The organism is Streptomyces sp. Z26 (assembly GCF_003665095.1).
In the GTDB taxonomy this organism is placed as follows: domain Bacteria; phylum Actinomycetota; class Actinomycetes; order Streptomycetales; family Streptomycetaceae; genus Streptomyces; species Streptomyces phytohabitans.
The window spans coordinates 665,674-688,402 of sequence record NZ_RCHV01000002.1; the positions used below are offsets into that span (position 1 = coordinate 665,674).

Genomic DNA, 22,729 nt, shown 5'->3' on the forward strand with positions numbered 1-22,729 from the left:
GAGGTGGGGGCGCGCGGTCAGCGCCGTTCCCCGTCCCTCCGGTGGGCCCGTTCGGCGGCGGCCTCGTGCGCGGCGCGCAGCAGCCGTACGGCCGTCGCCGTCGTACGTTCCCCCGGGTTGGTGATCGCCACCCAGCCCTGCGCCCGGTACACGGGGTGAGGCAGGACGGTGTCGGTGGCCGTGTGGTCGCGCGGCAGGGGCTCGGCGCGCGGGTCCTCGCCGGTCAGCGCGGTGAACTCGGCCCGTCCGACACGGATGTTGAGGCGGCTGCGGTCCGCGGCGTCGAGGCCGGAGCGGGTGTCGCCGGGGTAGTCCTTCGTCACGCAGGTCGCGTACGGCTGCTCGCGCCGCGGGACGCGGCCGTCGGGCGCGTAGTAGAAGAAGTGGTCGCCCCAGGCGATCTCGGGGAAGGCGCTGCCCTCGGCGGGGGCGAGTTCGAGGACGCCGTCGAAGGCGCGGACGGTGCGCAGGAGGTGTTCCATACTCATGGTTCGAGCGTGGGGTTGAAGTGCTTGCGGAGGGTTGCCGGGTGGACATCGCCGAGGTCGTCGCGGCCACCGGCTGGTCGGCGCAGCAGATCCGCGACCTGGAGGCCGCCGGGGTCGTCCCCCGCGCGGAGCGGGCGCCCAACGGCTACCGCCGGTTCACCGCCGCGCACGTACGGGACCTGCGCGCGTACCGGCAGCTCGCGTACGCGGTCGGGCCGGTCGACGCCCGCCGGGCCCTGCGCGGGATCCGTACGCTGCCGCCGGCGGAGGCGGTGGCGCTGCTGTCCGCGTTCCACGTGCGGCTCGCCCGGGAGCGCGAGCAGGCCCTCGCGGCCCGTGCCGCGTTGGCGGCCGTGAGCGGCGAGGCGGCGACCGACGCGCCACCCGTCGAGGCGGACGCGATGACGATCACGGAGCTGGCGCGGGCGCTGGGCGTGAACGCGTCCGCGCTGCGCTTCTGGGAACGGGAGGGCCTGGTCGCGCCGGAACGGATCGCCACGTCCGCCGGCACGGCGCGCCGCTACCCGCTCGCCGCGATCCGCGAGGCCCGGATCACGGTGGCGCTCCGCGCGGCCGGGTACCGCGTCCCGGAGGTACGGGAGGCGGTCACGGCCCTGCGGGAGCTGCGCGAGGTGGGCGCGTCCCTCGCCGCGCTCGACGCGCGGCTCGCGGCCGTGGGGCGGCGCACCCTGGCCCTGCTGGCCGTGGGCGCGGTCCTGGCGGAGATCGTCGACTCCCGTACGGGGCAGGGGAGTTGACGCGGGCGGGGCGGGGCACCGGACGGCGCCCCGCCCCGCCCGCCCGTCACGGCAGCAGTTCGACGTAGCCCTCCGTGCCGTGCACGCGCACCCGCTGCCCGTCCCGGATCAGCCGGGTCGCGCCCTCCACGGCGACGACGGCGGGCAGCCCGTACTCCCGGGCGATCACCGCGCCGTGCGTCATCTGGCCGCCGACCTCCGTGACGAGGCCCGCGATCCCGACGAACAGCGGCGACCAGCTCGGGTCCGTGAACGGCGTGACCAGGATGTCGCCCGCGCGCAGGTCGGCCTCCGCGAGGTCGCGTACGACGCGGGCCCGCCCCTCGACCGTGCCGACGGACACCGGCAGGCCGGTCAGCGCGCCGTCGGGCACGTCGTCACGCCGGTAGGCGCCGGTGACGGCCTCCCCGTCGGAGGTGAGGACGCGGGGCGGGGTCAGCGCCTCGTACGCGCGGAACTCCTCCCGGCGGCGCCGGACCAGCCCGGCGGGCACGCGGTGCGTGCGCGCCGCCTCGTGGAGTTCCCCGAAGGTGAGGTGGAAGGCGTCCTCATCCGCGTCCAGCACCCCGGCCCGTACGAGACGGGCGGCCTCGGCCAGCAGGGCCCGCTTGTAGACGGCGTAGCGGCTGACGATGGCGTACTTCGGGTACTCGCGGTAGCCGATGAAGGTGCGGACCCGGTCGATCATCCGCTCCGTCTCGGCCGCCTTCCGCTCCCCGTCGGGCAGGGCACGCAGCCGCGCCAGCACCTCGTCCTCCTTCGCCGCCGCCTTCCGCGCGCCCTCCTCGAAGCGCCGCCGGGCGGCGCCCGGTGCGAAGTTCCGTACGTTGTCGAGGACGAGCGGTACGAGCGTGCCGGGGCGCTCGCCCCAGCGCGGCCGGGTGAGGTCGATCTCGCCGACGCAGCGCATGCCGTACCGGTCGAGGTACGCCGCGAGGGCGTCGCGCGCCCCGGCGCCGCCCGCCACCCCGGCCAGGCCGTCGAGGAAGGCGGCGCGGCCCAGGGAGGCGAGGCCGGGGGTGTCCCGCAGGTACGCGACCACCTCCGGGTGCGGGCGGACCGCGTCCGCGACGTCGAGGAGGGCGAGCCCCATCTCCGAGGTGACGTTGCCGGGGGCGGACAGCGTGAGGGTGTCGGCGGCGTTCCGCTCGCCCAGCCACTCCTCCAGCCGGTCGTTGAGCCACCAGGTGGCCTCCATGCCCGCCATGACCGCCTGGATGCTCAACGGGTCGCCGAGGAGCCGCTTGTGCTCCGCGAAGGCGTCCAGCAGGAAGGCGAACAGCTCCGGCCCGGACCGCGTACGGACGTCCTCCTCCAGCGCGGCGAGCGCGGCCCGGCTGTCCGCGACCAGCCCGGTGACGACGGCCGGGTCGGTCGGGACGGACGAGCGCGTACCGCCCAACGGGTGCGCGGGCGGCATCGCGTCGGGGCGCGAGGGGACCCAGCCGTCGCGGGCGAGCACGGTCTCCAGCGCGTCCCGGATCAGCGGGTCGCCCTTGCCCATGACCTCCAGCAGCGTGTCCCGGCTCGCGGGCGAGGCCAGCCGTGCGGTCACGTCGACGAACAGCCGCCCGCCCGCCGTGCGCATCGGCGCCATGGACGTCAGCTGCCACACGGAGAGCCCCAGGGGCCGCATGGCGTCGGTCATCATCTGCCCGTGGCCGACGGACACGTACACGCGGTTGCCGTCCTCGCCCGCCTCCGGCTCGGGCACCGGGAACAGCGTGGTGATCGGACGGCTCTGGACGATGTGGAACTCCCCGTCCACCAGGCACCATTCGATGTCCTGCGGGCGCCCGAAGCACGCCTCGATCCGCCGCCCCGTACGGACCAGCTCCCGCGCCTGCCCGTCCGTCAGGGCCGCCTCGCCGCGCAGTTCCGGCGCGACCGGCTCCTCGCGCGTACCGCCGCCGGGGAGGGCGCGCAGGGCGCGTTCCTTGGGCGCGACGGAACGGGCGACCACCTCGCCGTCGCGGACCTTGAGGACGTCCGGGTCGACGAGGCCGGAGACCAGGGCCTCGCCGAGGCCGAGACCGGCGTCGACGGTCGCCACGCGCCGGTCGCCGGTGACGGGGTCGGCCGTGAAGAGGACGCCGGACGCGTGCGGGACGACCATCCGCTGCACGACCACGCCCATGGCGACCGCGCGGTGGTCGATGCCGTGGCGGCGGCGGTAGACGACGGCGCGCTCGGTGAACAGCGAGGCCCAGCAGCGGCGTACGTGCCGCAGGACGGCGTCCGCGCCGACCACGTTCAGGTACGTGTCCTGCTGGCCCGCGAAGGACGCCGTCGGCAGGTCCTCGGCCGTGGCGCTGGACCGTACGGCGAAGGCGGGCGCCGGGCCGTCCGCGCCGGGGTGGGCGCCGGGCTCCCCGCCGTACCGCGCGACGGCGCCGGTGACGGCCGCCGCCAGGTCGGCGGGGACGGGGGTCTCCTCGACGGTGCGGCGGATCTCGGCGCTGAGGGTACGGACCGCCGCGCCGTCGGCATCCCCCCGCTCCCCCGGCTCCGGGCGGGACAGCCGGTCGAGCAGTTCCCCGAGCCCCGGTGCCCCCGCCGCGAGCCGCCGGAACGCGTCCGTCGTCACGCAGAAGCCGGGCGGCACGCGGACGCCCTCGATCCGCGCGAGCGTGCCCAGGTGCGCGCCCTTGCCGCCGACGAGCGCCGCCCGCGTCGCGTCGACCTCCTCGATGCCCCGCACGTACGTCCCGCTCATCGCGCCCCCTCCGCGGCGGCCCGCCGGGCCACCGTTCCCCGCCCTGGTCCGACGTCTCCGCGTCCCCCGTACACCGACCGCACCACACGCACCCCGTACTCCGTTTCCGCAGGTCATGGCTTTGGCCGCTGATTGTGCGCCAGCCGGGGGGCCTTGCCGCAAGCCCCCCTGTGCGCTATACGTTGAGAGTGGCGAGGAGAGCTTTTCTCCTCGCCTTCGTCGTGGGTGCGGGTCGGCCCACGGGCCGCCGGTGGGCGGGGCCTCTACAGTCCTGTAGATTCTGGCAGCGGCACCGGACGCGGCGCCCCGACCACCGCCACCCGTACGCGAGTCGGGGCGCGTACGCCACCACCGCGCGCCGTGTCGGCACCCGCCGCGCGCCCGCGTACGGCGGCGGCACGCCGACGGGTCGCCGTCCACCGCCGACCCCGCGTCAGGAAGCCCGATGCCGCCAGCCCCCGAACTCCCGTTACGCGCGCACGCAGCGCCGCCGACCCTGCCCGAGCGGTGCCGCCGCGTCACCGGGTCCGACTGGTTCGGCCTGTGCGGCTTCGCCCTGATCCTCGGCAACGCCGCGCTGCTCGGCGTGGAGACGTACGCGGGTGTACAGGGGCGCTGGCACGCCGAGTTGAAGGCCGTCGAGCACCTGTTCCTCGCGGTGTTCACCGTCGAGATCGCCGTCCGGATGGCGGCCTGCGCGGATCGGCCACGGGAGTTCCTCCGCGACCCGTGGAACGTCTTCGACCTCGCCGTGGTCCTCTTCGCGTACCTGCCGTTCGCCCGCGAGAACGCCACCGTGCTGCGCCTGCTGCGGCTGGCGCGGGTGCTGCGCGCCGCCCGCTTCCTGCCACAGCTGCGCGTCGTACTCGTCGCGGTCGGCAAGAGCCTGCCGGGGACGCTCAGTTTCGCCCTCGTCGGCGCGCTGCTGCTGTACCTCTACGCCATGATGGGCTGGGTCTTCTTCGCGGCCGAGGACCCCGAGCACTACGGTTCGCTGAGCCGGGCCGGGCTGACCCTCTTCCTGCTGATGACGCTCGACGGGCTGGGCGACGCGGTCCGTACGGGACTGGAGATCTCCCGCTGGAGCATCGTCTACTACGCGTCGTACGTGCTGCTCAGTTCCTTCGTCCTGGTGAACCTCCTCATCGGTGTCGTGCTCAACTCCCTCGACGAGGCACGCAGATCGGAGGAAGCGCACCAGCGGGCGGTCGGCGCGGCAGGGCCCACGGAGGCCGAGTTGCGCGAGAGGATCGAGACCGCGCGCCGTGCCCTGGACGACCTGGAGGGGAGCCTCACACCCGGCGGAAGGCCGTAGCGGCACGGGCCGCGGGCGCGGGGGCAGGCACGACGAAGGTACGGGGCTCAGGCACGGGGCACGGTCGACGGCCGTGGGGGAAGCGATGCCCGCGAGGGCGAGGGGAATGGGGCACGGGTGAGGTTACGGGAACGACTGCGGTACTGGTTCGACGGCACCATGGACCGCGGGACACCGGCGCTGATCGGCTGGTTGGGCCTGGCGTCGCTGGCGCTGGTCACCGTCGTGACCACCCTGGTGGTGCTCCTGACCGACGAGGACACCGAGGCGCACGGCGGCTGGCCGGGCGTGGTGTGGATGAGCGTACTGCGCACCCTCGACCCCGGCACCATGGGCGGGGACACCGGACGGCCGGTGTTCCTGGGGCTGATGCTCACCGTGACCCTCGGCGGGATCTTCATCGTCAGCGCGCTGATCGGCGTGCTGACGGCCGGACTGAACAGGCGCATCGAGCGGCTGCGCAAGGGGCGTTCGCGGCTCTTCGAGCACGGGCACACCATCGTGCTCGGCTGGTCGGAGCAGGTGTTCACGGTGGTCGCGGAGCTGGTCGAGGCCAACCAGAGCCAGCGGCGGTCGTGCGTCGTGGTCCTCGCGGACCACGACAAGGTCGACATGGAGGACCAGATCCGGGCCCGCGTCCCCGACACCGGCCGCACCCGCGTGGTCTGCCGCTCCGGCAACCCGCTGCGCCCCGCCGACCTGGAGCTGGTCAGCCCCGACACCAGCAAGTCGATCATGGTGCTGCCGCCCACCGGGCCGGAGGCGGACACCATGGTCATCAAGACGCTGCTGGTCCTCAACCACCGGACCTGGCGCGGCAACCGCCCGCACGTCGTCGCCGCGGTGCAGGATTCGGACAACCTCGCCGCCGCCCGCCTCGCCGCGGGCAGCCACGGCCTGGTCATCGACGCGGACGACATCGCCGTACGGCTGATAGTGCAGTCCCACCGGCAGACCGGACTGTCCACCGTCTGCAACGAGTTGCTCAGCTTCTTCGGCAACGAGATCTACATCCGCCGCGAACCCTCCCTGCACGGCCTCCGCTACGGCGACATCCTCAACCGCTACGACCTCGGCGTCCCCCTCGGCCTCCACACCCACGACGGTCGTGTGCTGGTCAACCCGGCCATGGACACCGTCCTGGACGCTGCGGACGGCGTCATCGTCATCGCCGAGGACGACCTGCTGGTGCGGCTCGCGCACACCGCGCCGCCCGTCCACGAGGAGGCCATCGCGTCCCTGCCGGGGCAGCCTCGTACGGCGGACCGCACGCTGCTGATCGGCTGGAACTCGCGCGTCGCCAAGATCATCCAACTGCTCGACAGCTTCGCGAAGTCCGGGTCGGCGCTGCACATCGCCGCACCCCGGCGACCGTACGGCGACACGGGACCGGACGCGGGTCCGGACGCGGTGCCGCTGCCGGTGCCGGGAGCGCGCGCCGGCACGGACGCGGGCGCGGGTGCGGGTACGGGCGCGGGTGCGGGCGCGGGCGCGGCTCTCGCCACGGCGGTCGACACGGGACTCGGCACCGGCGGCGGGCTGGCGGCCGCGTACGAGAACCTGACCGTCAGCCACGTACGCTGCGACCCGACCAGCCGCCGCGCCCTCGAAGCCCTCGACCCCGGCGGCTACCAGCACATCCTGGTGCTCTCCGACGACAGCAGCGACCCCGAACAGGCCGACAACCGCACGCTGGTGACGCTGCTGCACCTGCGGGACATCGAGGAGCGGCTGGGCGACCCGTACTCGATCGTCACGGAGATGAACGACGACAGCAACCGCGAGGTCGCCCAGGTCACCAAGGCCGACGACTTCATCGTCAGCTCGAAGCTGATCAGCCTGATGCTGACGCAGCTGACGGAGAACCGGCACCTGTACGCGGTCATGATCGACCTCTTCGACCCGGCCGGTTCCGAGATCTACCTCAAGCCCGCCGACCGCTACCTCCTCCCCGACGTCGAGGCGAACTTCGCCACCGTCGTCGAGGCCGCCCGGCGGCGCGGCGAGAGCGCGATCGGCTACCGGCTGGGCAGCCACGCGGACGAGCCCGTCTCGTTCGGCGTCCGTCTCAACCCGTCCCGTACGGCGCCGCTGCGCCTCGGCCCGGCGGACCACGTCATCGTGCTGGCGGAGGAGGAGTGACGCGCGGGGCGTACGGAAGCCGCCCACGGCACCGTCCGAACCGCCCACGGCACCGTCCGAACCGCCCACGGCACTCCGCGGCCGAGGGTCCGCCCGCGTGCGCGACGTCGTGCGGCCCCTGGCGCACCGCCTCCTCACCCGCCTGACGGCGGGGCTCAGTGCAGCGCGCCCTCCGCGCTGCGGATGTCGGCCGTCGTACTGATCGCCGCCGTGACGACGGCGCCCAGCCCGGCGGCGACGTCCCGTACGGACATCGACGGCTGCCCGGTGCCCGCGACCTGGTGCGGCGCGTACGGCACGTGCACGAACCCGCCGCGCAGCGAAGGGAGTTCGGTCGCGATGAGATGGGCGAGACCGTAGAAGACGTGGTTGCAGACGAACGTACCCGCCGTGTGCGACACCGACGCGGGCAGCCCGGCGGCCCGTACGGCGGCGACGCACGCCTTCACCGGGAGCGACGCGAAGTACGCGGCCGGGGCGCCGGGCACCACGGGCCGGTCCAGCGGCTGGCGCCCGGCGTTGTCGGGGATCCGGGCGTCGTCCAGGTTGAGGGCGACGCGTTCGACCGTCAGGTCGGGGCGGCCCCCGGCCTGGCCGACGCAGACCACGAGGTGCGGCGCGTACGCGGCGACGGCCTCCCGCAGCTCGTCGATCGCGGTGCCGAAGACGCAGCTCAGCCGTACGGCCGCCAGCTCCGCCCAAGGGGGCGGCTCGGCGGCGAGCAGCTGGGCGGCGTCCCACGAGGGGTTCGACGTCTCGCCGCCGAACGGCTCGAAGCCGGTGACCAGGACGCGGGTGAACGGGCCGTCCGCGACGGCGAACACCTCGGCGTCCGGGTCGGGCCGGGAGCCGGGCGCGGGGTCCGGCGCGGGGCGGTCGGTCGGGGTCGCGGGCATGGGCGCCTCCGTACGGCGGTGCGGGTGGTGCGGGCGACAGCGGGGCAGGCGCGGGTCGACGCGGATCGGCGCGGACCAGCCGGGGTCAGAAGGCGAAGAAGTAGATGATCGCGATGTTGCAGCCGAGCATCGCGGCGGCCGTCGGCGCCTGGGCCTTGATCGGCCCGTACTGGTCCTTGAGTTCGAGCAGCGCCGCCGGGACGAGGTTGAAGTTCGCGGCCATCGGCGTCACCAGCGTGCCGCAGAAGCCCGCGAGCATGCCGACGGCCATGACGCCCGCCGGGCTGCCGTCCATCTGCACGAGGAGCACCGGCCAGCCGACGGCCGCGGTCATCACGGGGAAGGCGGCGAAGGCGTTGCCCATGATGATCGTGAAGACCGCCATCCCGACGCAGTAGAGCGCCACCGCCGCCAGCCGCTGCCCGTCGGGCAGCACCTCCTCGGTGATCCGGCCGACCTGCGTACCGACCCCGGCCGTCTGGAAGATCGCCCCGAGCACCGCCAGCAGCTGCGGCAGCAGCAGCGCCCAGCCCATCGACTCCAGCAGCGAACGCCCCGCGTGCACCGGTACGGACGGGCTGCGTTCCCGCAGCACCCACATGCCGACGCCGAGCGCGATGAGCGCGCCGATGCCGAGTCCGAGGATGGTCTCGCTGCCGTCCTCCAGCACGGGTTCGCCGCCGATGCTCCACTTCGCCACGAGGACGGAGCAGACGACGGCGACGAGCGGGATGGTGAGCGCGGGCACGAACAGCCGGTTGCCCCAGCGTGCGGCCAGTTCCGTACGTTCCCGGTCGTCCGTCGTACGGGGCACGCCCTTGCCGGTGAAGCCGAAGCCGCCGAGGCAGATCATCACGAGCACCGCGACGCCCAGCGGCTCGGCCGGCGCGGACCCGTCCGCGACCCAGCTGCTGTAGACGAAGGCGACGCCGAGCAGGCCCCAGAAGGCGGCGGAACCGTGCCGCTTGGGGTTGGTACGGTCGCCCGCCATCTGGGCGGCCATGATCAGGAAGACCGCCCCGACCAGCCAGAAGAACCACTCGGACCGGATCATTCCGCACCCTCCCCCGTCGTGCCGGAGGCACGGTCGGCGCCCCGCCCGGTGTCCGTTCCCGTCCGCGTCGCGGCGTCCTTCGTGAGCGAGATCCGGGCCGCGTCGCGCGCCGCGTGCCCCGCCCCGTTCCCCGTCCCGTGCGCGGCTTCGTACGCGGCGAGTTCGCGTTCGAGCGTCCCGTCCAGGCGCAGCAGCCGCGCCCCGTGGACCAGGAACGCGCAGACCGCCGTCGGCACCGCCCACAGCGCGAGCGACAGCGGTTCGAGGTGGGTGTCGTACGTACTGTTGACGAAGCCGGTGATCAGCAGGATCGAGCCGATCGCCAGGAAGCAGTCCTCCCCGAAGAACAGCCCGACGGTGTCGGCCCCGGAGGAGTGCGACCGCACCTTCTCGCGTACGGGCTCGGGCAGCGGGCGGCCGCCGTTCCGGCGTTCGGCGGCGGCCTCGGCCATGGGCGCGATCATCGGCCGTACGCTCTGCGCGGGTCCGCCGATGCTCTGGAGGCCGAAAGCCGCCGTGAGCTGGCGCAGCGCGAGGTACAGCATGAGGAAACGGCCCGTCGTCAGGCCGCCCAGCTTCCCGATGAGCGTACGGGCCTGCTGCTGGAGGCCGTTGCGCTCCAGCAGGCCGATCACGGGCAGCGTGATGGCGAAGATCGTCACGGACCGGCTGGACGCGAAGCCGTCCCCGAAGGCCCGCAGGATCTCCGCGGGCGACAGCTCGCCGAGCAGGCCGGTGGCGATCCCGGCCACCCCGACCACGAGCAGCGGATTGCGTCGCGTGGCGAATCCCAGGACCACCACGACGACTCCGAGCAGCACCACCATGCGCTGTCCCCCTCCCTGGCGCGGGCTCCCTGGCGCGGGACGCCTCCGTACGGCGTGTGGAGCGAATTGCCGGGAGCGTAGGGGATCGTTCAACGATCCCACAAGAGTGTGCGCCGCACGGATCGGAGCGGCGCAGGTGACGGGCTCGCGCGGACGCGCGGTGACGCAGCGGTGACGGGTGCCGTACGGCCGGGGTGAGGCGAACGCGTGCGGGCTCACGCGGGCGGGACGGGGGTCAGCGCGCCGCCGACTCCGGCTCCGCCGGGTACGCCTCGACCAACTGCCGCCGGGAGTCCTCCAGATAGAACCCCAGCATCCGTTCGGCGCCCTCCGCGTCGCCCGCGTCGAGGGCGTCGAGGATCTGCCGGTTGCGGGAGAGGTACGGCTCGTAGAAGCGCCGCGGGTCGGCCATCACGTGGAAGGCCAGGCGGAGTTCGGCCAGCACGCCGCGCATCATGTCGTCCACGCGGACGCTCCCGGCGAGGCCCGCGACGGCCTGGTGGAAGCGGATGTTGGCCGTGCCCAGCTCCTGCCAGTCGGCCCTGGCGGCGGCTCGCTCGCCCGTCTCGACCGCGGCCCGCACGTCGTCGAGGACGTACGGCGGGGCGCCGAGACCCCGTACCGCAGCGCACTCCACGAGGCGCCGCGCGCGGTAGATGTCCTGGATGTCGGCCACGTCGAGGACCCGTACGAACGTGCCGCGGTTCAGCCGGTGCACCAGCAGCCGTTCGTGCGTGAGCAGCCGGAACGACTCGCGCAGCGTGTTGCGCGAGACCCCCAGCGCGCCGCCGATGCGCTCCTCGGAGAGGCGTACCCCCGGCCGGAACAGACCCTCGGTGATCCGTCCGCGCAGGATCGCCGCGACGCGTTCCGCCGTGCTCGTACGGCCCAGCAGCGCGCGGTCGGCGGCGAGTTCGGCCAGCTCGGAGGCGAGGCCGGTGGCGTCGGCGGGGGTCATGCGGCACAGTCAAACCCAGATCCGGAAGCGGGACAACACCGGCCTTGCCGGATCGTTCAACAATCGCCTACGTTGGAAGCGATGAACGGGACCATCGACCTCAACGCGGATCTCGGCGAGGGCTTCGGCCGCTGGCACCTCACCGACGACGACGCGCTGCTCGCCTCCGTCACCAGCGCCAACGTCGCCTGCGGCTTCCACGCGGGCGACCCCGTCACGATGCGCCGCGTCTGCGCGGGCGCCGCGGAGCACGGCGTACGCGTCGGCGCCCAGGTCTCGTACCGCGACCTGGCCGGTTTCGGCCGCCGCGCGATGGACGTACCGGCGGACGAGCTGGCCGCCGAGGTCGCGTACCAGATCGGCGCCCTCGACCTCTTCGCCCGCGCCGCCGGCACCCGCGTCGCGTACGTCAAGCCGCACGGCGCGCTCTACCACCGCACCGCCCACGACCCCGAGCAGGCCGCGGCGGTCGTGGCGGGCGTACGGCTGGCGGGCACACCGCTGCCGCTGCTCGGCCCGCCCGGCTCCGCACTGCACGCGGCGGCGGAGGCGGCCGAACTGCCCGTCGTCGTCGAGGCGTTCGCGGACCGCGGGTACCGCGCGGACGGCACGCTCGTACCGCGCGGCGAACCGGGCGCGGTCCTCACCGGCACCGACGAGGTGCTGGCCCGCTCCGTCGGGCTCGCCCGGGACGGGCGCGTCACGGCGGTGGACGGCACGGAGGTGCGGGTGCGTGCTCGCTCGCTGTGCCTGCACGGGGACACCCCGGGCGCGGTCGAACTGGCCCGGCGCGTACGGGAGGAACTGGTCGCGGCCGGGGTCACCGTCGGGGCCTTCGCATGACGGGCGGCGGCTCGGACGGGCGGACGGCCGCCGCAACCGCTGCGACCGGCGCGTCCGCCGGGTCCGAGGCACCCGCCGCGACCACCACGCTCGCCGTGACCACCGCGCCCGCCGTGACCGTGCTGCCCGTCGGGCGACACGGGTTGCTGGTCGAACTGCCCACGTCCGCCGCCGCCGAGGCCCTGCACGCCGAACTGCTGCGCCGCCGCGCCGCCGGCACCCTCCCGCCCGTACGGGAGATCGTGCCCGGCGCCCGCACCGTGCTCCTCGACGGACTCACCGAACCGGGGCGCCTGGCCGCCGAGTTGCCCCACTGGCACGTGCCGCCGCCGGAGCGCGCGGAGGAGTCGGCGGTGCGCGTCCCGGTGCGGTACGACGGGCCGGACCTGGCGGACGTCGCCGCGCTGTGGGGCGTCTCCGTCGAGGAAGCCGTACGGGTCCACGCCGACACCGCGTACCGCGTCGCGTTCTGCGGCTTCGCCCCCGGCTTCGGCTATCTGACCGGGCTGGACGAGCGGCACCACGTGCCGCGCCGCGACAGCCCCCGTACGCGCGTCCCGGCGGGTGCGGTCGGGCTGGCGGGCGCGTACGCGGGCGTGTACCCGCGCCCCTCCCCCGGTGGCTGGCAGCTGATCGGCACCGCCGTGGACACCGTCCTGTGGGACCCGGACCGCGAGCCCGCGGCACTCCTCTCGCCCGGTACGCGCGTCCGCTTCGTCCCGGTCGAGGGGTGACCGCGCCATGACCCCGCCACCCATCGCCGGACCGGCGACCACGGACACCGGCCCGGCCGAGGACACCGGCCCGGACACGGACCCGGACGTGGCGGCACGCGACGAGGAAGGGAACCGGGTGCGGGACAGGGGCGGGGCGGAGACGGACGCGCCGGGCCCGTACGACGGGAGCCCCGCGCACGCGGGCGCGGGCGGCGCGCGTACGGGCCCCGCCCTGGAGGTCGTACGCGCCGGGGCGCTCACCACCGTGCAGGATCTCGGGCGCCCCGGCCACGCGCACCTCGGCGTCCCGCGCTCCGGCGCACTCGACGAACCCGCGCACCGGCTCGCGAACCGCCTGCTGCACAACCCCGTCACCGCCGCCACCCTGGAGACCACGGTGACCGGCTGCGCGGTACGCGCGCTCGCCCCGCTCGTCGCCGTCGTCACAGGCGCCCCCTGCCCGGTCACCGTCGCGGGCCGCCCCGCGCCCTGGGGCCGTCCCGTACGGGTGCCCGCCGGAGCCGAGCTGGAGGCGGGCCCCGTGACGTACGGCGTCCGGGGCTACGTGGGGTTCGCGGGCGGAGTCGACGCCGATCCGGTCCTGGGCAGCCGCGCCACCGACCTGCTCTCCGGCCTCGGCCCGGCCCCGCTGCGCGACGGCGACCGGCTGCGCCTCGGTACGCCGTACGGCGCGCGGGGGGCGTACGCCGACGTGGTGGCCGCACCGTGGCAGGCGCCCCCGCACACGCTGGTGCTGCCGGTCGTACCCGGCCCGCGCGCCGACTGGTTCACCGCCGCCGCCCTGCACACGCTGACCAGCGGCGACTACCGCGTCTCCGCCACCGGCAACCGCATCGGCCTCCGCCTGGACGGCCCCCCGCTGGAACGCGCGCACGACGGCGAACTCCCCAGCGAGGGCATGGCACTCGGCGCGATCCAGGTGCCGCCCGACGGCCGCCCCGTGGTCTTCCTCGCCGACCACCCGGTGACGGGCGGCTATCCGGTGATCGGCGTCGTCCCGGAGGACGCCCTCGCCGCCGCAGCCCAGGCACCCCCGGGCACCCCGGTCCGCTTCGTCCCGGCACGACCGTAGCCCGACTCCCTACGCGGCAGCGGGGACGCGAGAACCGGTGCCGGTGCGTCGGCCAGGTACGGGGGCCGGACCGGTCGGTGACGCGCTGAGGGGGGAAGTCGCGGGCGGCCAGCCAGATGGTGAGGTCGAAGGCGATCCCGCCGGTGTCGGTCTCGGTGACGACGGCGTGTTCCCGGCGGGTGGTGTCGCGGCGGACGATCTCGTAGCCGCCGTCGCCCCGCACCGTGACCGAGGCGGACCAAGCCGGGGCGTCCTCGTCGGGCCGGATGACGACGAAGGTGGTGGCCGAGTCGTCGAGATCCTCCAGCAGCACGAACAGCGCGTCCTCGGACGGATCGTCGATGTGGTCGCCGCTCTCGCTGCCGGCTCGGTAGTAGGCAGCGCCCATCGGCCCCCGTCTCCCGTCGAGTCGCTGGTCCGAGCGGCCAGGATGACACGCGGCACCGACACTTCCCGCGGCCGTCGCCGTCGTCCGTCGCGAGCGGCGAGGGGCACGTCCCACCTGGTCCCCGTACGGCCAACCGCTGTCCGCCGGGCCGGGGTTGACGACGTTCGCGGTGATCCCGATGGTCAGGCCGACGACACTGCCCGTACCGTGCGTGCCCGCTGCCACGGCTCCCGAGCGCGCGCCGAGCGGGGCCGGGGCAGCGCCTCACGCGGGTGGCGGTGGCGTGCACCCCGGCCGGTACCGTGGCGGCGTGCCGCGCGGCAGGTCGCGCGGCGGGTCAGGCGGGGCACGGCGGTGGGGGTACGGGCCCGTATCGGCCACCGCAGCGGGAGTCGTACGGAACGGGAGCTGCCGGAGGTGGACGCGGTCGTCGAGGCGGGGTTGCTGGTGGCCGCCGGGGTGCTGGCGGGACTGGTGGGTACGGCCGGGGGCATCACGTCCCTCGTCTCGTACCCGGCGCTGCTCGCCGTCGGCGTACCCGCCCTCGCGGCGAACGTCGCCAACATCGTCGCGGGAGTGGCCTGTTGGCCGGGCGCGGCACTCGCCTCCCGGCCGGAGCTGGCCGGGCGCGGGCCGTGGCTGCGGCGCTGGACGCCGGTCGCCGCCGCCGGAGGGGTGACCGGGGCGGCGCTGCTGCTGTCGACGTCGCCGGGGGTCTTCGCGCGGGTGGTGCCGTTCCTCGTCGCCGCGGGCTCGTTCACCCTGCTCGCACAGCCCCGGCTGTCCGCGCGCCTCCGGCAGCGCGGGGCCCGTACCGGTGGGCCGGCGCTGCCGGTCGGGCTGGTCGCCGTGTCCCTCTACAACGGCTACTTCGGTGCCGGTGCCGGAGTGATCACGCTCGCCCTCGTGCTCGTGACCGTGGACGGCGACCTGCCGCGGGCCAACGCCCTGAAGAACATGCTCATCGGCGCGGGCGCCGTCGTGTCCGCGACCGCCCTGGTGTGGTTCGGGCCGGTCGACTGGGCCGTCGTCGTCCCCCTCGCCGTCGGCATGTTCTCCGGGGCGGTCCTCGGACCGCGCGTCACGCGGCGGCTGCCACCGGCCGTACTGCGCTGGGCCGTCGCGCTCCTCGGCCTGGGCCTGGCCGTGGAGCTGCTGGTACGACCGGCGGCGTGACGCCCGTACCCTGCCGCGCGGTACGTTCCGCCGTACGGCGCTCAGGGGCGGCTGTCAGGGATGGCGGTCAGGGGCGGCGGGCGGCCCAGACGGCGCGTTCGGTACGTACGGTGAGGTCGTCGCGGCGCAGCAGCCCGTACGGGCTGTCGGTGTCGAGCAGGCGGTCCAGCGCGGCGAGGTCCTCGGCCGGGAGGGCATCGGCCACACCGGCGCGGAGTCGGCGCAGGCCACCGAGGGCGTAGCGGCCGATCACCTCGTTGCCGGAACCGTCGATGTCGACCCGGACGGTACGGCTGCCCTCGACGTCGAACCCGGCGGCGGTCAGCAGCGGACCCCAGTCGGCGCCCCGGTGCGACAGGTGCTCGGCGTGGAGGCGGTCGCTCACCTCGTGGAGGCGTTCCTCCAGGCCGGGGCGGTCGGCGGGGGCGTCCGCGGGCAGGAAGCGGGGGAAGCCGTCCAGCTCGACCACGGCGAACAGGCCGCCGGGCGCGAGCAGTTCCCGTACGGCGCGCAGGGCGCGGGGCGGGTCGGCCATGTGGTGCATCGACGCGGACGCCCAGACGAGGTCCGGAGCGCCGAGGTCGGGCCACGTGGCGTCGAGGTCGGCCTCGACGGTGCGGACGCGTTCCCCCAGACCCTGCGCGTCCGCCCGTTCCCGCAGGCGGCGGAGGTGTACGGGTGAGGAGTCGACGGCGGTGACATGCGCCTCGGGGTAGCGGGCGAGGAGGGCGAAGGTGCCCGTACCGGTGCCGCAGCCGAGATCGACGACGCGGCGCGGGGGTGCGGCCAGCGGCAGCCAGTCGGTGATGTCGGCGATGTGCTCGGCGAGGACCTCGGCGTCGAGGTCGAGGATCTCGACCTGATCCTGGTCCTGCGGGTCCTGGTCAGCGTGGTGGTGGTGATCCTGGTGGCCGCCGTGGTCGTGGCCGGGGTGGTGGTGCGGGTGGCCGGGGTGGTCCGTGTGCGGGGGTACGTGGGTCATGCGGCCACGCTAGAGCCGACTTGCGCAAGCAGCACGCCACGTCCCGGCTTACGCAAGACGATGGCCGCGCGCACTGCCGTACGCGCAAGGCGCGACGGCTCGGCCCCGCGTGCCCGCGCCTCTCAGTCCGGCTTGCGCCACACGGAGACGTGCTTCGTGGCGTGCTCGGTGAAGGGCGTTCCGTCCCAGTCCGCGACGCGGCGCTCCCGTTCGAGCCCGGCGATGCGGGCCATCAGGTCCAGCTCCGCGGGCCAGGCGTAACGGTGCCGGGAGCTGCCCCGGCGGTAACGCACCTCGGCCGCCCCGTCTCCGTCCTCGCGGGTGAAGTGGTGGGAGACGAGGAGCTGTTCCGCCAGGTCGAACGTGTCGAAGCCGAGGTGCCGTTCGGACACGTCGAAGGGAACGGCGACCTGGCCGGGCGGCAGGAACCGCAGCGGCGGTACGCCCAGTTCGATGACGAACCGACCGCCGGGCGCCAAGTGGCGTGCGGCGTTGCGGAAGCACTCGACCTGCTCGTCCTGGGTGAGGAGGTTGGAGATGGTGTTGTAGACGAGGTACACGAGGGTGAACTCCCCGGGTACGCGGGTCGTCGCCATGTCCCCGATCGTCACCGGGAGCGCGTCCGCGGCGATCTTGCGGCGCAGGACGGCGGCCATGTCCTCGGAGAGTTCGATGCCTGCGACAGGGACTCCGCGTTCCCGGAGCGGTACGCCGACGCGTCCCGTACCGATGGCGAACTCCAGGGCGCGGCCGTTCCCGGCGAGCCCGGCGAGGAAGTCGAGGGTCGGTCCGAGGACGGCGGCCGAGGACATCTCGGTCTCCTCGGCGTCGTAGCGGTCGGCGGTCTCACGGGTCCACAGCTCGCTGCTCGTCACGGGCGGACACTCTGCCGGGCGCGGCGCGGCCTGTCGACGCAATTACGGACCGCTGGCCGCGGGGGCACAGGCCGCCGGGCGCGGGCCGGTGCGTGCGGGTCGGTACGTGCGGTTCTCGGGCGAGGCACCCGCTCCGCGCGCGAGCAGCCGTACGCCCCCTCCGCGTGGACCGTTCCCGCGCCCTCCCTACTCCCCGTTCGCCGTGTCGGTGTCGCCGCGCTGGTGGCCGCGGCGGGCGTCACGGTCGAAGATCCCGAGGAGTTCGCAGGGTCCCCCCTCGGCCCCGATGGCGTGCGGCAGCATCGTCGGGAACTCCGCCGCCTGGTTGGCCTCCACCCGGAACCGCCGGTGGCCCAGCATCAGCACCGCGGTGCCGGACAGGACGACCAGCCACTCGCGTCCGGGGTGGGCGCGCATGCGCGAGGGGTTGTCGGGCGGCGGCTCGGTCATGCGCTGGCGCATGACCGTCATCCCCGGCTCCGCCCTGATGGGCCAGCTCATGCGGCTGTGGGCGGAGTCGATGATCGGGCTGGTGACGACGTCGTCGGAGGCGGTCTCGACGAGCTGGTCGAGGGTCGTGTCCAGGGCTCGGGCGAGGGTGACGAGGCTGTCGAGGGCGAGGCGGCGCTGACCGTTCTCGATACGGCTGAGCGTGGACTGGCTGAGGCGGGCGCGCGTCGCCAGCTCCTCCAGGGACCAGCCCTGCGCGACGCGCAGGGCCCGGATGCGCTTGCGTACCAGGCTGTCCAGATCGCCATCGGTTTGCGTCATAGGCAACATCGTATGCCCTGGATGCAAGACGCGCCTACCGTCGTGCGTACGGACCCCGACCCACCGGGGCCACCCGCGCGGAGCGAGCACCGCTCACGCGGCTGACACCTCCCGAAGGGAGCCGGAACGATGCCCCGCACCCCCTCCGCACACGGAACCGACTCACACGCCGCCGCCGTCCACACGACCACCTCGGACCACCCGGACGCCTCCGTCCCCGGGGGCATCTCCGTACACCCCGGCAACCCGGACGGAACCACCGCACCTCCGGCCGGGTCCGCCACCGACCCGGTCGGGAACGACACCCTGCCGCACGGGACGGTCGACGCGGTGGTGATCGGCGGCGGCGCCGCGGGCCTCAACGGCGCGCTGATGCTTGCCCGTTCACGCCGCTCCGTCGTCGTGGTGGACGGCGGCGCCCCGCGCAACGCACCCGCCGACAGCGTCCACGGACTGCTCGGGCTGGACGGCGTGCCGCCCGCCGAACTGCTGGCGAGGGGCCGGGACGAGGTACGTCGCTACGGCGGTCTGGTCGTCCACGGCCAGGTCGTCTCGGCCGAACCGGCCCCGCGGACTGGCGCCGTCGGTGCTGACGGCACCGCCGCCACCAGGGCGGGCGCCGGACACGAACCGGCGGATCGCGCCGACGACCCCCTGTTCACCGTCGCTCTCGCCGACGGCCGCACCCTGACGGCACGCCGCCTGCTGGTCGCCACCGGGCTCCGGGACGTACTGCCCGACGTCCCCGGTCTCGCGGAGCACTGGGGGCACGGCGTCGTGCACTGCCCGTACTGCCACGGCTGGGAGGTCCGCGACGAGCCCATCGGCGTACTCGCCACGGGACCGGCCTCCGTCCACCACGCACTGCTGTTCCGCCAACTGACCGACGATCTCGTGTACTTCACCCGCGGCACCGTGCTGGACGACAACACCCGCGCGAAGTTCGCCGCCCGTGGCGTCCGGGTCGTCGACGCACCCGTCGAGGAGGTCGTACGGGCCGACGGCGGCGGCATCGCCGGAGTACGCCTGGCCGACGGGCAGTTCGTCGCCCGTAGCGTCCTGGCCGTCGCGACCACGCTGTGGGCGCGCACAGAAGGGCTGGACGGGCTGGGGCTGCCGATGGAGGACGTGCCCGGCGGTATGGGACGCCGCTTCGCCGCCGCTGCGGCGGGCGTCACCGAGGTGCCCGGCGTATGGGTCGCGGGCAACGCCACCGACGTCACCGCCCAGGTCGGCGCCTCCGCCGCGGCGGGTGCCCTGGCCGGGGCCCATATCAATGCCGCGCTGGCCACCGCCGACACCGACGCGGCCCTCACCGCGCCCTCTGCCGCTACGGCGCCCGGCACCACTCCCGCGCCCGTGCCCGCCATCTGAGCCCGGCCCACCAGGCCGGACCTGCGGCCCGGCGCACTCCGACCCCGACACTCAGCCACCCCGCCCGGCCGCCCCACAGGGGGCGGCAGACGCGGGCCGTCACCCAGCCGGGGCACGGCCCCGGCCCCCGCCGAGAGGAACCCATGAGCACGAACCCGCCCCCGAGACAGTCGGCCGGGGAGGACACCGCCGCCACGCCGACCGGCTCGGACGAGGCCGCCGCCCCGGACTCCCCACCCGTACCGGACGCGCGTCAGCTCCGTACGATCCTGATCGCCGTCTGCGTCGCGTTGATGGCCGTCATCTCGTCGGTCTCCGGGCTCAACGTCGCACAACCGGACATGGCCGTCGCCTTCGACGCGTCCCAGAGCACCGTGCTCTGGATCATCAACGTCTACGCCCTCGCCCTCGCCGCCCTTCTGCTGCCGCTCGGCGCCCTCGGTGACCGCCTCGGCCGGAAATCCACGCTGGTCGGCGGGCTGGTGGTGTTCGGCGCCGCCAGCGCCTTGGCGGGGCTCGCCCCGTCGGCGGAGGTGATGGTCGTCGCCCGGCTGGTCAGCGGTGTCGGAGCGGCGATGATCATGCCCGTGACACTGGCGGTCATCACCTCCACCTTCCCCGCCGCGGAACGGGGACGGGCGATCGGCGTGTGGACGGGGGTCGCGGGTGGCGGTGGCGTGCTGGGCATGTTCCTGTCGGCCGCTCTGGTCGATGTCGCCACCTGGCGCTGGCTGTTCGTGCTCCCCGTCGCCCTGGTCCTGGTCGCACTCGTCATGGCGCTGCGCTCGGTGCCCGACTCCCGTGATTCTCCCGGGAGTTCCTTCGACACCATCGGCGCGCTGACCTCGTTCGTCGGCGTCGTCGGGCTCATCTTCGCCCTCCAGGAAGGCCCGGAACGCGGCTGGACCGCACCCGCGACCCTGACCGCCCTCGCCGTCGGCGTGCTCGCCGCCGTCTGCTTCGTGGCCTGGGAACTGCGGCGCGGTGACACCGCCCTGCTGGACGTACGCCTCTTCGGCGGACGCGGGCTCGCGGGCGGCTCCGTCACCCTGCTCGTGGTCTTCGGCGTGCAAGCGGGTGTCTTCGTGGTGCTGTTCCCGTTCTTCCAGGCGGTGCTCGGCTGGTCGGGGCTGCTGTCGACGCTCGCCCTGATGCCGACGGCCGTGCTGATGATGGCCGCCTCCGGGCTGGCCCCGAAGCTCTCCGCGCGGGTGGGGGCCCGCGCGACCATGGCGACCGGCGTCCTGTTGGCGGGAACCGGGCTCGCGCTCATGGCGGGCATCGTGTCCGTGGACGGCGGCTACGTCTCCGTCCTCCCCGGCATGCTCGCGATGGGGCTCGGCATGGGGCTGTCGATGACGCCGTCCACGGAAGCGATCACCGGGGCGCTGCCGCGCGAGCGGCAGGGTGTGGCCTCGGCCCTGAACGACGTCACGCGCGAGTTCGGCACCGCCCTCGGCGTCGCCCTGCTGGGCGCGCTCCTGTCGGCCGGTTACCGCGGTGCCGTGGACGACAGGCTCGCCGGGATACCCGTGGACTCCGCCGATGCCGCCCGCGAGGGTGTCGCCAACGCGGTGGAGGCCGCGAACGGCGCGGGCTCCCGCGGCCCCGAACTGGTCGACGCCGCCCGGCAGTCCTTCGTGGACGGCTGGCAGCAGGCCATGTGGGCCGGGGTCGCCGTGATGGGCGCACTGTTCCTGTACGTCCTCCTGCGCGGCCCGGACTCGCCCGCCCCGGAGACCGTTGGTTCGGGGACCGCCGGTGAGCCGGAGACCGCTGTGCGGGAGTCCGTACAGCGGCAGACCGGCGTCCCGGAGGGTCCGGCGACGGACAAGCTCGCACAGACCGCCCGTACGCGGAACGGCGGCGTACCGAGCACACCGGCGGACGGCGAGCAGCACGACGGCGTACGCGAGAGCGACGAGCAACGGGACGACGCCCCGGAGTCCGCCAGGACCACCGCCACGTCGTGAGGTCCGGTCCGGAGCGGCGGCACGGGTCCGTCGGGTGGGTGCCGTCATGCGGTACCTCCCGCGCCGGGGCCGGAGTCGGTCCCGCTGCCCGTGCCAGGTTCGGTTGCCCCGGACACGGCCCCCGCTTCGGCTTCGGCTTCGGCGGAGGCGGCGGAGGCGGTGCCACGTTCGGCGTTCAGGCGTGCCGCCTGGCGCGTCAGGTGGTCACGTTCCGCAAGGTTGGGCGCCTTACGGGCGGCTTCCGCGTACAGCCGTGCGGCCGTCGCCGGGGCTCCGTCCCGCTCGTGGAGGTACGCCGCCACGGCGTCGTAGCGGGGGACGGACGCCTCCACTTCGGCGAGCGCCGCCAGTCCGGCGCGTGGGCCGTCGGCCTCACCGACGGCCACGGCGCGGTTGAGTCGGACGACCGGGCTGTCCGTGAGGAGTGCCAACTCGTCGTACCACTCGACGATCTGCACCCAGTCCGTCTCCTCGGCGGCGGGGGCGTCGGCGTGCAGCGCCGCGATCGCGGCCTGTGCCTGGAACTCGCCCAGCCGGTCGCGGGCGAGCGCCGCCTGGAGGATGTCGATGCCCTCTGCGATGGCCACGGTGTCCCACCGTGTACGGTCCTGCTCCGCGAGCGGTACGAGGCTCCCGTCCGACGCCGTACGGGCAGCGCGCCGGGCGTGGTGGAGCAGCATCAGCGCCAGCAGCCCCGCCACCTCGGGGTGGTCGAAACCGGCGGCCAGTTGCCGGGTCAGTCGGATCGCCTCGGCGGCGAGGTCGACGTCGCCGGAGTAGCCCTCGTTGAAGACGAGGTAGAGGACGCGCAGCACCGTGGCGACGTCTCCCGGCTGCTCGAACCGCGCGCCGGAGACGGTGCGCTTCGCGCGGCTGACGCGCTGCGCCATGGTGGCCTCGGGGACCATGTAGGCGTCGGCGATCTGGCGGGTGGTGAGCCCGCCGACGGCGCGCAGGGTGAGCGCGACCGCCGACGACGGCGTCAACGACGGGTGAGCGCACAGGAAGTAGAGCTGGAGCGTGTCGTCCCCCGCCGGTACGGGGCCCTGCCCCGGCTCGTCCTCGACGCGGTCCTCACGACGGCGCCGAGCGGTGTCGGCCCGCGCCGCGTCGAGGAACCGGCGCCAGGCCACGGTCACCAGCCACCCCTTCGGGTCGCGTGGCATGTCGGACGGCCAGACGCGTACGGCCTCGACCAGCGCGTCCTGTACGGCGTCCTCCGCCGCGGCGAAGTCGGCCCCGCGGCGGACGAGGACACCGAGCACGCTCGGCGTGAGGGTACGGAGCTGGAACTCGTCCACCGTGCCTGTCCCCTTCCCCTCGGTCTGCCCCTTCGCCCCACAGAAGTCCGTCCTCCGGTCCGCCGCGTTCGCCTCTCCCACCT

19 protein-coding genes and 1 pseudogene are annotated in these 22,729 nt (G+C 74.5%); 9 read left to right on the top strand and 11 right to left on the bottom strand.

What is annotated here, in order from left to right; all coding sequences use genetic code 11:
* Window positions 1–17 precede the first annotated feature (17 nt).
* Window positions 18–482: a DUF6194 family protein gene (locus D7M15_RS02890; RefSeq protein WP_121516036.1), complete on the bottom strand. Its 465-nt coding sequence runs from the start codon at window positions 480–482 to the stop codon at window positions 18–20.
* Window positions 483–529: 47 nt separating this feature from the next.
* On the opposite strand from D7M15_RS02890, the gene D7M15_RS02895 reads away from it, so the two are divergent.
* Window positions 530–1,246, top strand: a complete 717-nt coding sequence (locus D7M15_RS02895) for a MerR family transcriptional regulator (RefSeq protein WP_121516037.1) — start codon at window positions 530–532, stop codon at window positions 1,244–1,246.
* A gap of 46 nt (window positions 1,247–1,292) precedes the next feature.
* On the opposite strand, the gene rph is transcribed toward D7M15_RS02895, so the two are convergent.
* Window positions 1,293–3,962, bottom strand: coding sequence for a rifamycin-inactivating phosphotransferase (gene rph, locus D7M15_RS02900; RefSeq protein ID WP_121516038.1), 2,670 nt, complete (start codon window positions 3,960–3,962; stop codon window positions 1,293–1,295).
* 445 nt (window positions 3,963–4,407) lie between these two features.
* Here rph and D7M15_RS02905 point away from each other — a divergent pair, with 445 nt between their 5' ends.
* Together D7M15_RS02905 and D7M15_RS29330 are read left to right on the top strand one after the other, a co-directional pair.
* A complete protein-coding gene (locus tag D7M15_RS02905) occupies window positions 4,408–5,277 on the top strand; it encodes an ion transporter (RefSeq protein ID WP_121516039.1) in 870 nt (289 codons plus the stop codon).
* Between the two features lie 117 nt (window positions 5,278–5,394).
* A complete protein-coding gene (locus tag D7M15_RS29330; protein WP_276314416.1) occupies window positions 5,395–7,419 on the top strand; it encodes a potassium transporter TrkA in 2,025 nt (674 codons plus the stop codon).
* 155 nt (window positions 7,420–7,574) lie between these two features.
* On the opposite strand, the gene pcp is transcribed toward D7M15_RS29330, so the two are convergent.
* From pcp to D7M15_RS02930, 4 genes are all read right to left on the bottom strand, one after another.
* The gene (pcp, locus tag D7M15_RS02915; protein ID WP_121516041.1) at window positions 7,575–8,315 is read right to left on the bottom strand and encodes a pyroglutamyl-peptidase I; all 741 of its coding nucleotides are present in this window, start codon (window positions 8,313–8,315) and stop codon (window positions 7,575–7,577) included.
* 85 nt (window positions 8,316–8,400) lie between these two features.
* Complete coding sequence (locus D7M15_RS02920) at window positions 8,401–9,369, bottom strand: DUF979 domain-containing protein (protein ID WP_121516042.1); 969 nt, start codon at window positions 9,367–9,369, stop codon at window positions 8,401–8,403.
* Window positions 9,366–10,196 (bottom strand): DUF969 domain-containing protein, encoded by an 831-nt coding sequence (locus tag D7M15_RS02925; RefSeq protein WP_121516043.1) that lies wholly within the window; start codon window positions 10,194–10,196, stop codon window positions 9,366–9,368. The genes D7M15_RS02920 and D7M15_RS02925 overlap by 4 nt, the downstream gene beginning before the upstream one ends.
* 235 nt (window positions 10,197–10,431) lie before the next feature.
* Window positions 10,432–11,154, bottom strand: coding sequence for a GntR family transcriptional regulator (locus D7M15_RS02930; protein ID WP_121516044.1), 723 nt, complete (start codon window positions 11,152–11,154; stop codon window positions 10,432–10,434).
* 81 nt (window positions 11,155–11,235) lie between these two features.
* Here D7M15_RS02930 and D7M15_RS02935 point away from each other — a divergent pair, with 81 nt between their 5' ends.
* The 3 genes from D7M15_RS02935 (at window position 11,236) to D7M15_RS02945 (ending at window position 13,806) form a co-directional block, all read left to right on the top strand.
* On the top strand, window positions 11,236–11,997 hold the full coding sequence (locus tag D7M15_RS02935) for a 5-oxoprolinase subunit PxpA (RefSeq protein WP_121516045.1): 762 nt from the start codon (window positions 11,236–11,238) through the stop codon (window positions 11,995–11,997).
* 113 nt (window positions 11,998–12,110) lie between these two features.
* Window positions 12,111–12,731 (top strand): allophanate hydrolase subunit 1, encoded by a 621-nt coding sequence (locus D7M15_RS02940; protein WP_240649560.1) that lies wholly within the window; start codon window positions 12,111–12,113, stop codon window positions 12,729–12,731.
* A 7-nt stretch (window positions 12,732–12,738) separates the two neighbouring features.
* Window positions 12,739–13,806, top strand: a complete 1,068-nt coding sequence (locus tag D7M15_RS02945) for a biotin-dependent carboxyltransferase family protein (protein ID WP_121516047.1) — start codon at window positions 12,739–12,741, stop codon at window positions 13,804–13,806.
* Between the two features lie 91 nt (window positions 13,807–13,897).
* On the opposite strand, the pseudogene D7M15_RS28855 reads toward D7M15_RS02945, so the two are convergent.
* Window positions 13,898–14,194 (bottom strand): annotated as a pseudogene (locus D7M15_RS28855) (hypothetical protein); the annotation flags it as partial.
* A gap of 354 nt (window positions 14,195–14,548) precedes the next feature.
* On the opposite strand from D7M15_RS28855, the gene D7M15_RS02955 reads away from it, so the two are divergent.
* Window positions 14,549–15,370 carry a sulfite exporter TauE/SafE family protein gene (locus D7M15_RS02955; RefSeq protein ID WP_206337310.1) on the top strand — a complete coding sequence of 274 codons (822 nt, stop codon included), beginning with the start codon at window positions 14,549–14,551 and terminating at the stop codon, window positions 15,368–15,370.
* A gap of 67 nt (window positions 15,371–15,437) precedes the next feature.
* On the opposite strand, the gene D7M15_RS02960 is transcribed toward D7M15_RS02955, so the two are convergent.
* From D7M15_RS02960 to D7M15_RS02970, 3 genes are all read right to left on the bottom strand, one after another.
* A complete protein-coding gene (locus tag D7M15_RS02960) occupies window positions 15,438–16,352 on the bottom strand; it encodes a class I SAM-dependent methyltransferase (RefSeq protein ID WP_121516049.1) in 915 nt (304 codons plus the stop codon).
* Window positions 16,353–16,474: 122 nt separating this feature from the next.
* On the bottom strand, window positions 16,475–17,227 hold the full coding sequence (locus D7M15_RS02965; RefSeq protein ID WP_165906187.1) for a class I SAM-dependent methyltransferase: 753 nt from the start codon (window positions 17,225–17,227) through the stop codon (window positions 16,475–16,477).
* 186 nt (window positions 17,228–17,413) lie between these two features.
* Window positions 17,414–18,007 (bottom strand): helix-turn-helix transcriptional regulator, encoded by a 594-nt coding sequence (locus tag D7M15_RS02970; protein ID WP_121516051.1) that lies wholly within the window; start codon window positions 18,005–18,007, stop codon window positions 17,414–17,416.
* 120 nt (window positions 18,008–18,127) lie between these two features.
* Here D7M15_RS02970 and D7M15_RS02975 point away from each other — a divergent pair, with 120 nt between their 5' ends.
* On the top strand, window positions 18,128–19,372 hold the full coding sequence (locus D7M15_RS02975; RefSeq protein ID WP_121516052.1) for an NAD(P)/FAD-dependent oxidoreductase: 1,245 nt from the start codon (window positions 18,128–18,130) through the stop codon (window positions 19,370–19,372).
* 143 nt (window positions 19,373–19,515) lie between these two features.
* On the top strand, window positions 19,516–21,345 hold the full coding sequence (locus tag D7M15_RS02980) for an MFS transporter (protein WP_240649105.1): 1,830 nt from the start codon (window positions 19,516–19,518) through the stop codon (window positions 21,343–21,345).
* Between the two features lie 44 nt (window positions 21,346–21,389).
* Here D7M15_RS02980 and D7M15_RS02985 read toward each other — a convergent pair whose 3' ends face one another.
* Window positions 21,390–22,646 carry a DUF6596 domain-containing protein gene (locus D7M15_RS02985; protein WP_121516053.1) on the bottom strand — a complete coding sequence of 419 codons (1,257 nt, stop codon included), beginning with the start codon at window positions 22,644–22,646 and terminating at the stop codon, window positions 21,390–21,392.
* Window positions 22,647–22,729: the final 83 nt, after the last annotated feature.

Bases quoted from the DNA above. Each gene is read 5' to 3' on its own strand.
- D7M15_RS02980 (WP_240649105.1), top strand. From the start codon at position 19,516: ATGAGCACGAACCCGCCCCCGAGACAGTCGGCCGGGGAGGACACCGCC.
- pcp (WP_121516041.1), bottom strand. From the start codon at position 8,315: ATGCCCGCGACCCCGACCGACCGCCCCGCGCCGGACCCCGCGCCCGGC.
- D7M15_RS02925 (WP_121516043.1), bottom strand. From the start codon at position 10,196: ATGGTGGTGCTGCTCGGAGTCGTCGTGGTGGTCCTGGGATTCGCCACG.
- D7M15_RS02975 (WP_121516052.1), top strand. From the start codon at position 18,128: ATGCCCCGCACCCCCTCCGCACACGGAACCGACTCACACGCCGCCGCC.
- D7M15_RS02905 (WP_121516039.1), top strand. From the start codon at position 4,408: ATGCCGCCAGCCCCCGAACTCCCGTTACGCGCGCACGCAGCGCCGCCG.
- D7M15_RS02970 (WP_121516051.1), bottom strand. From the start codon at position 18,007: ATGTTGCCTATGACGCAAACCGATGGCGATCTGGACAGCCTGGTACGC.
- D7M15_RS02920 (WP_121516042.1), bottom strand. From the start codon at position 9,369: ATGATCCGGTCCGAGTGGTTCTTCTGGCTGGTCGGGGCGGTCTTCCTG.
- D7M15_RS02890 (WP_121516036.1), bottom strand. From the start codon at position 482: ATGGAACACCTCCTGCGCACCGTCCGCGCCTTCGACGGCGTCCTCGAA.
- D7M15_RS02935 (WP_121516045.1), top strand. From the start codon at position 11,236: ATGAACGGGACCATCGACCTCAACGCGGATCTCGGCGAGGGCTTCGGC.
- D7M15_RS02945 (WP_121516047.1), top strand. From the start codon at position 12,739: ATGACCCCGCCACCCATCGCCGGACCGGCGACCACGGACACCGGCCCG.
- D7M15_RS02960 (WP_121516049.1), bottom strand. From the start codon at position 16,352: ATGACCCACGTACCCCCGCACACGGACCACCCCGGCCACCCGCACCAC.
- D7M15_RS02930 (WP_121516044.1), bottom strand. From the start codon at position 11,154: ATGACCCCCGCCGACGCCACCGGCCTCGCCTCCGAGCTGGCCGAACTC.
- rph (WP_121516038.1), bottom strand. From the start codon at position 3,962: ATGAGCGGGACGTACGTGCGGGGCATCGAGGAGGTCGACGCGACGCGG.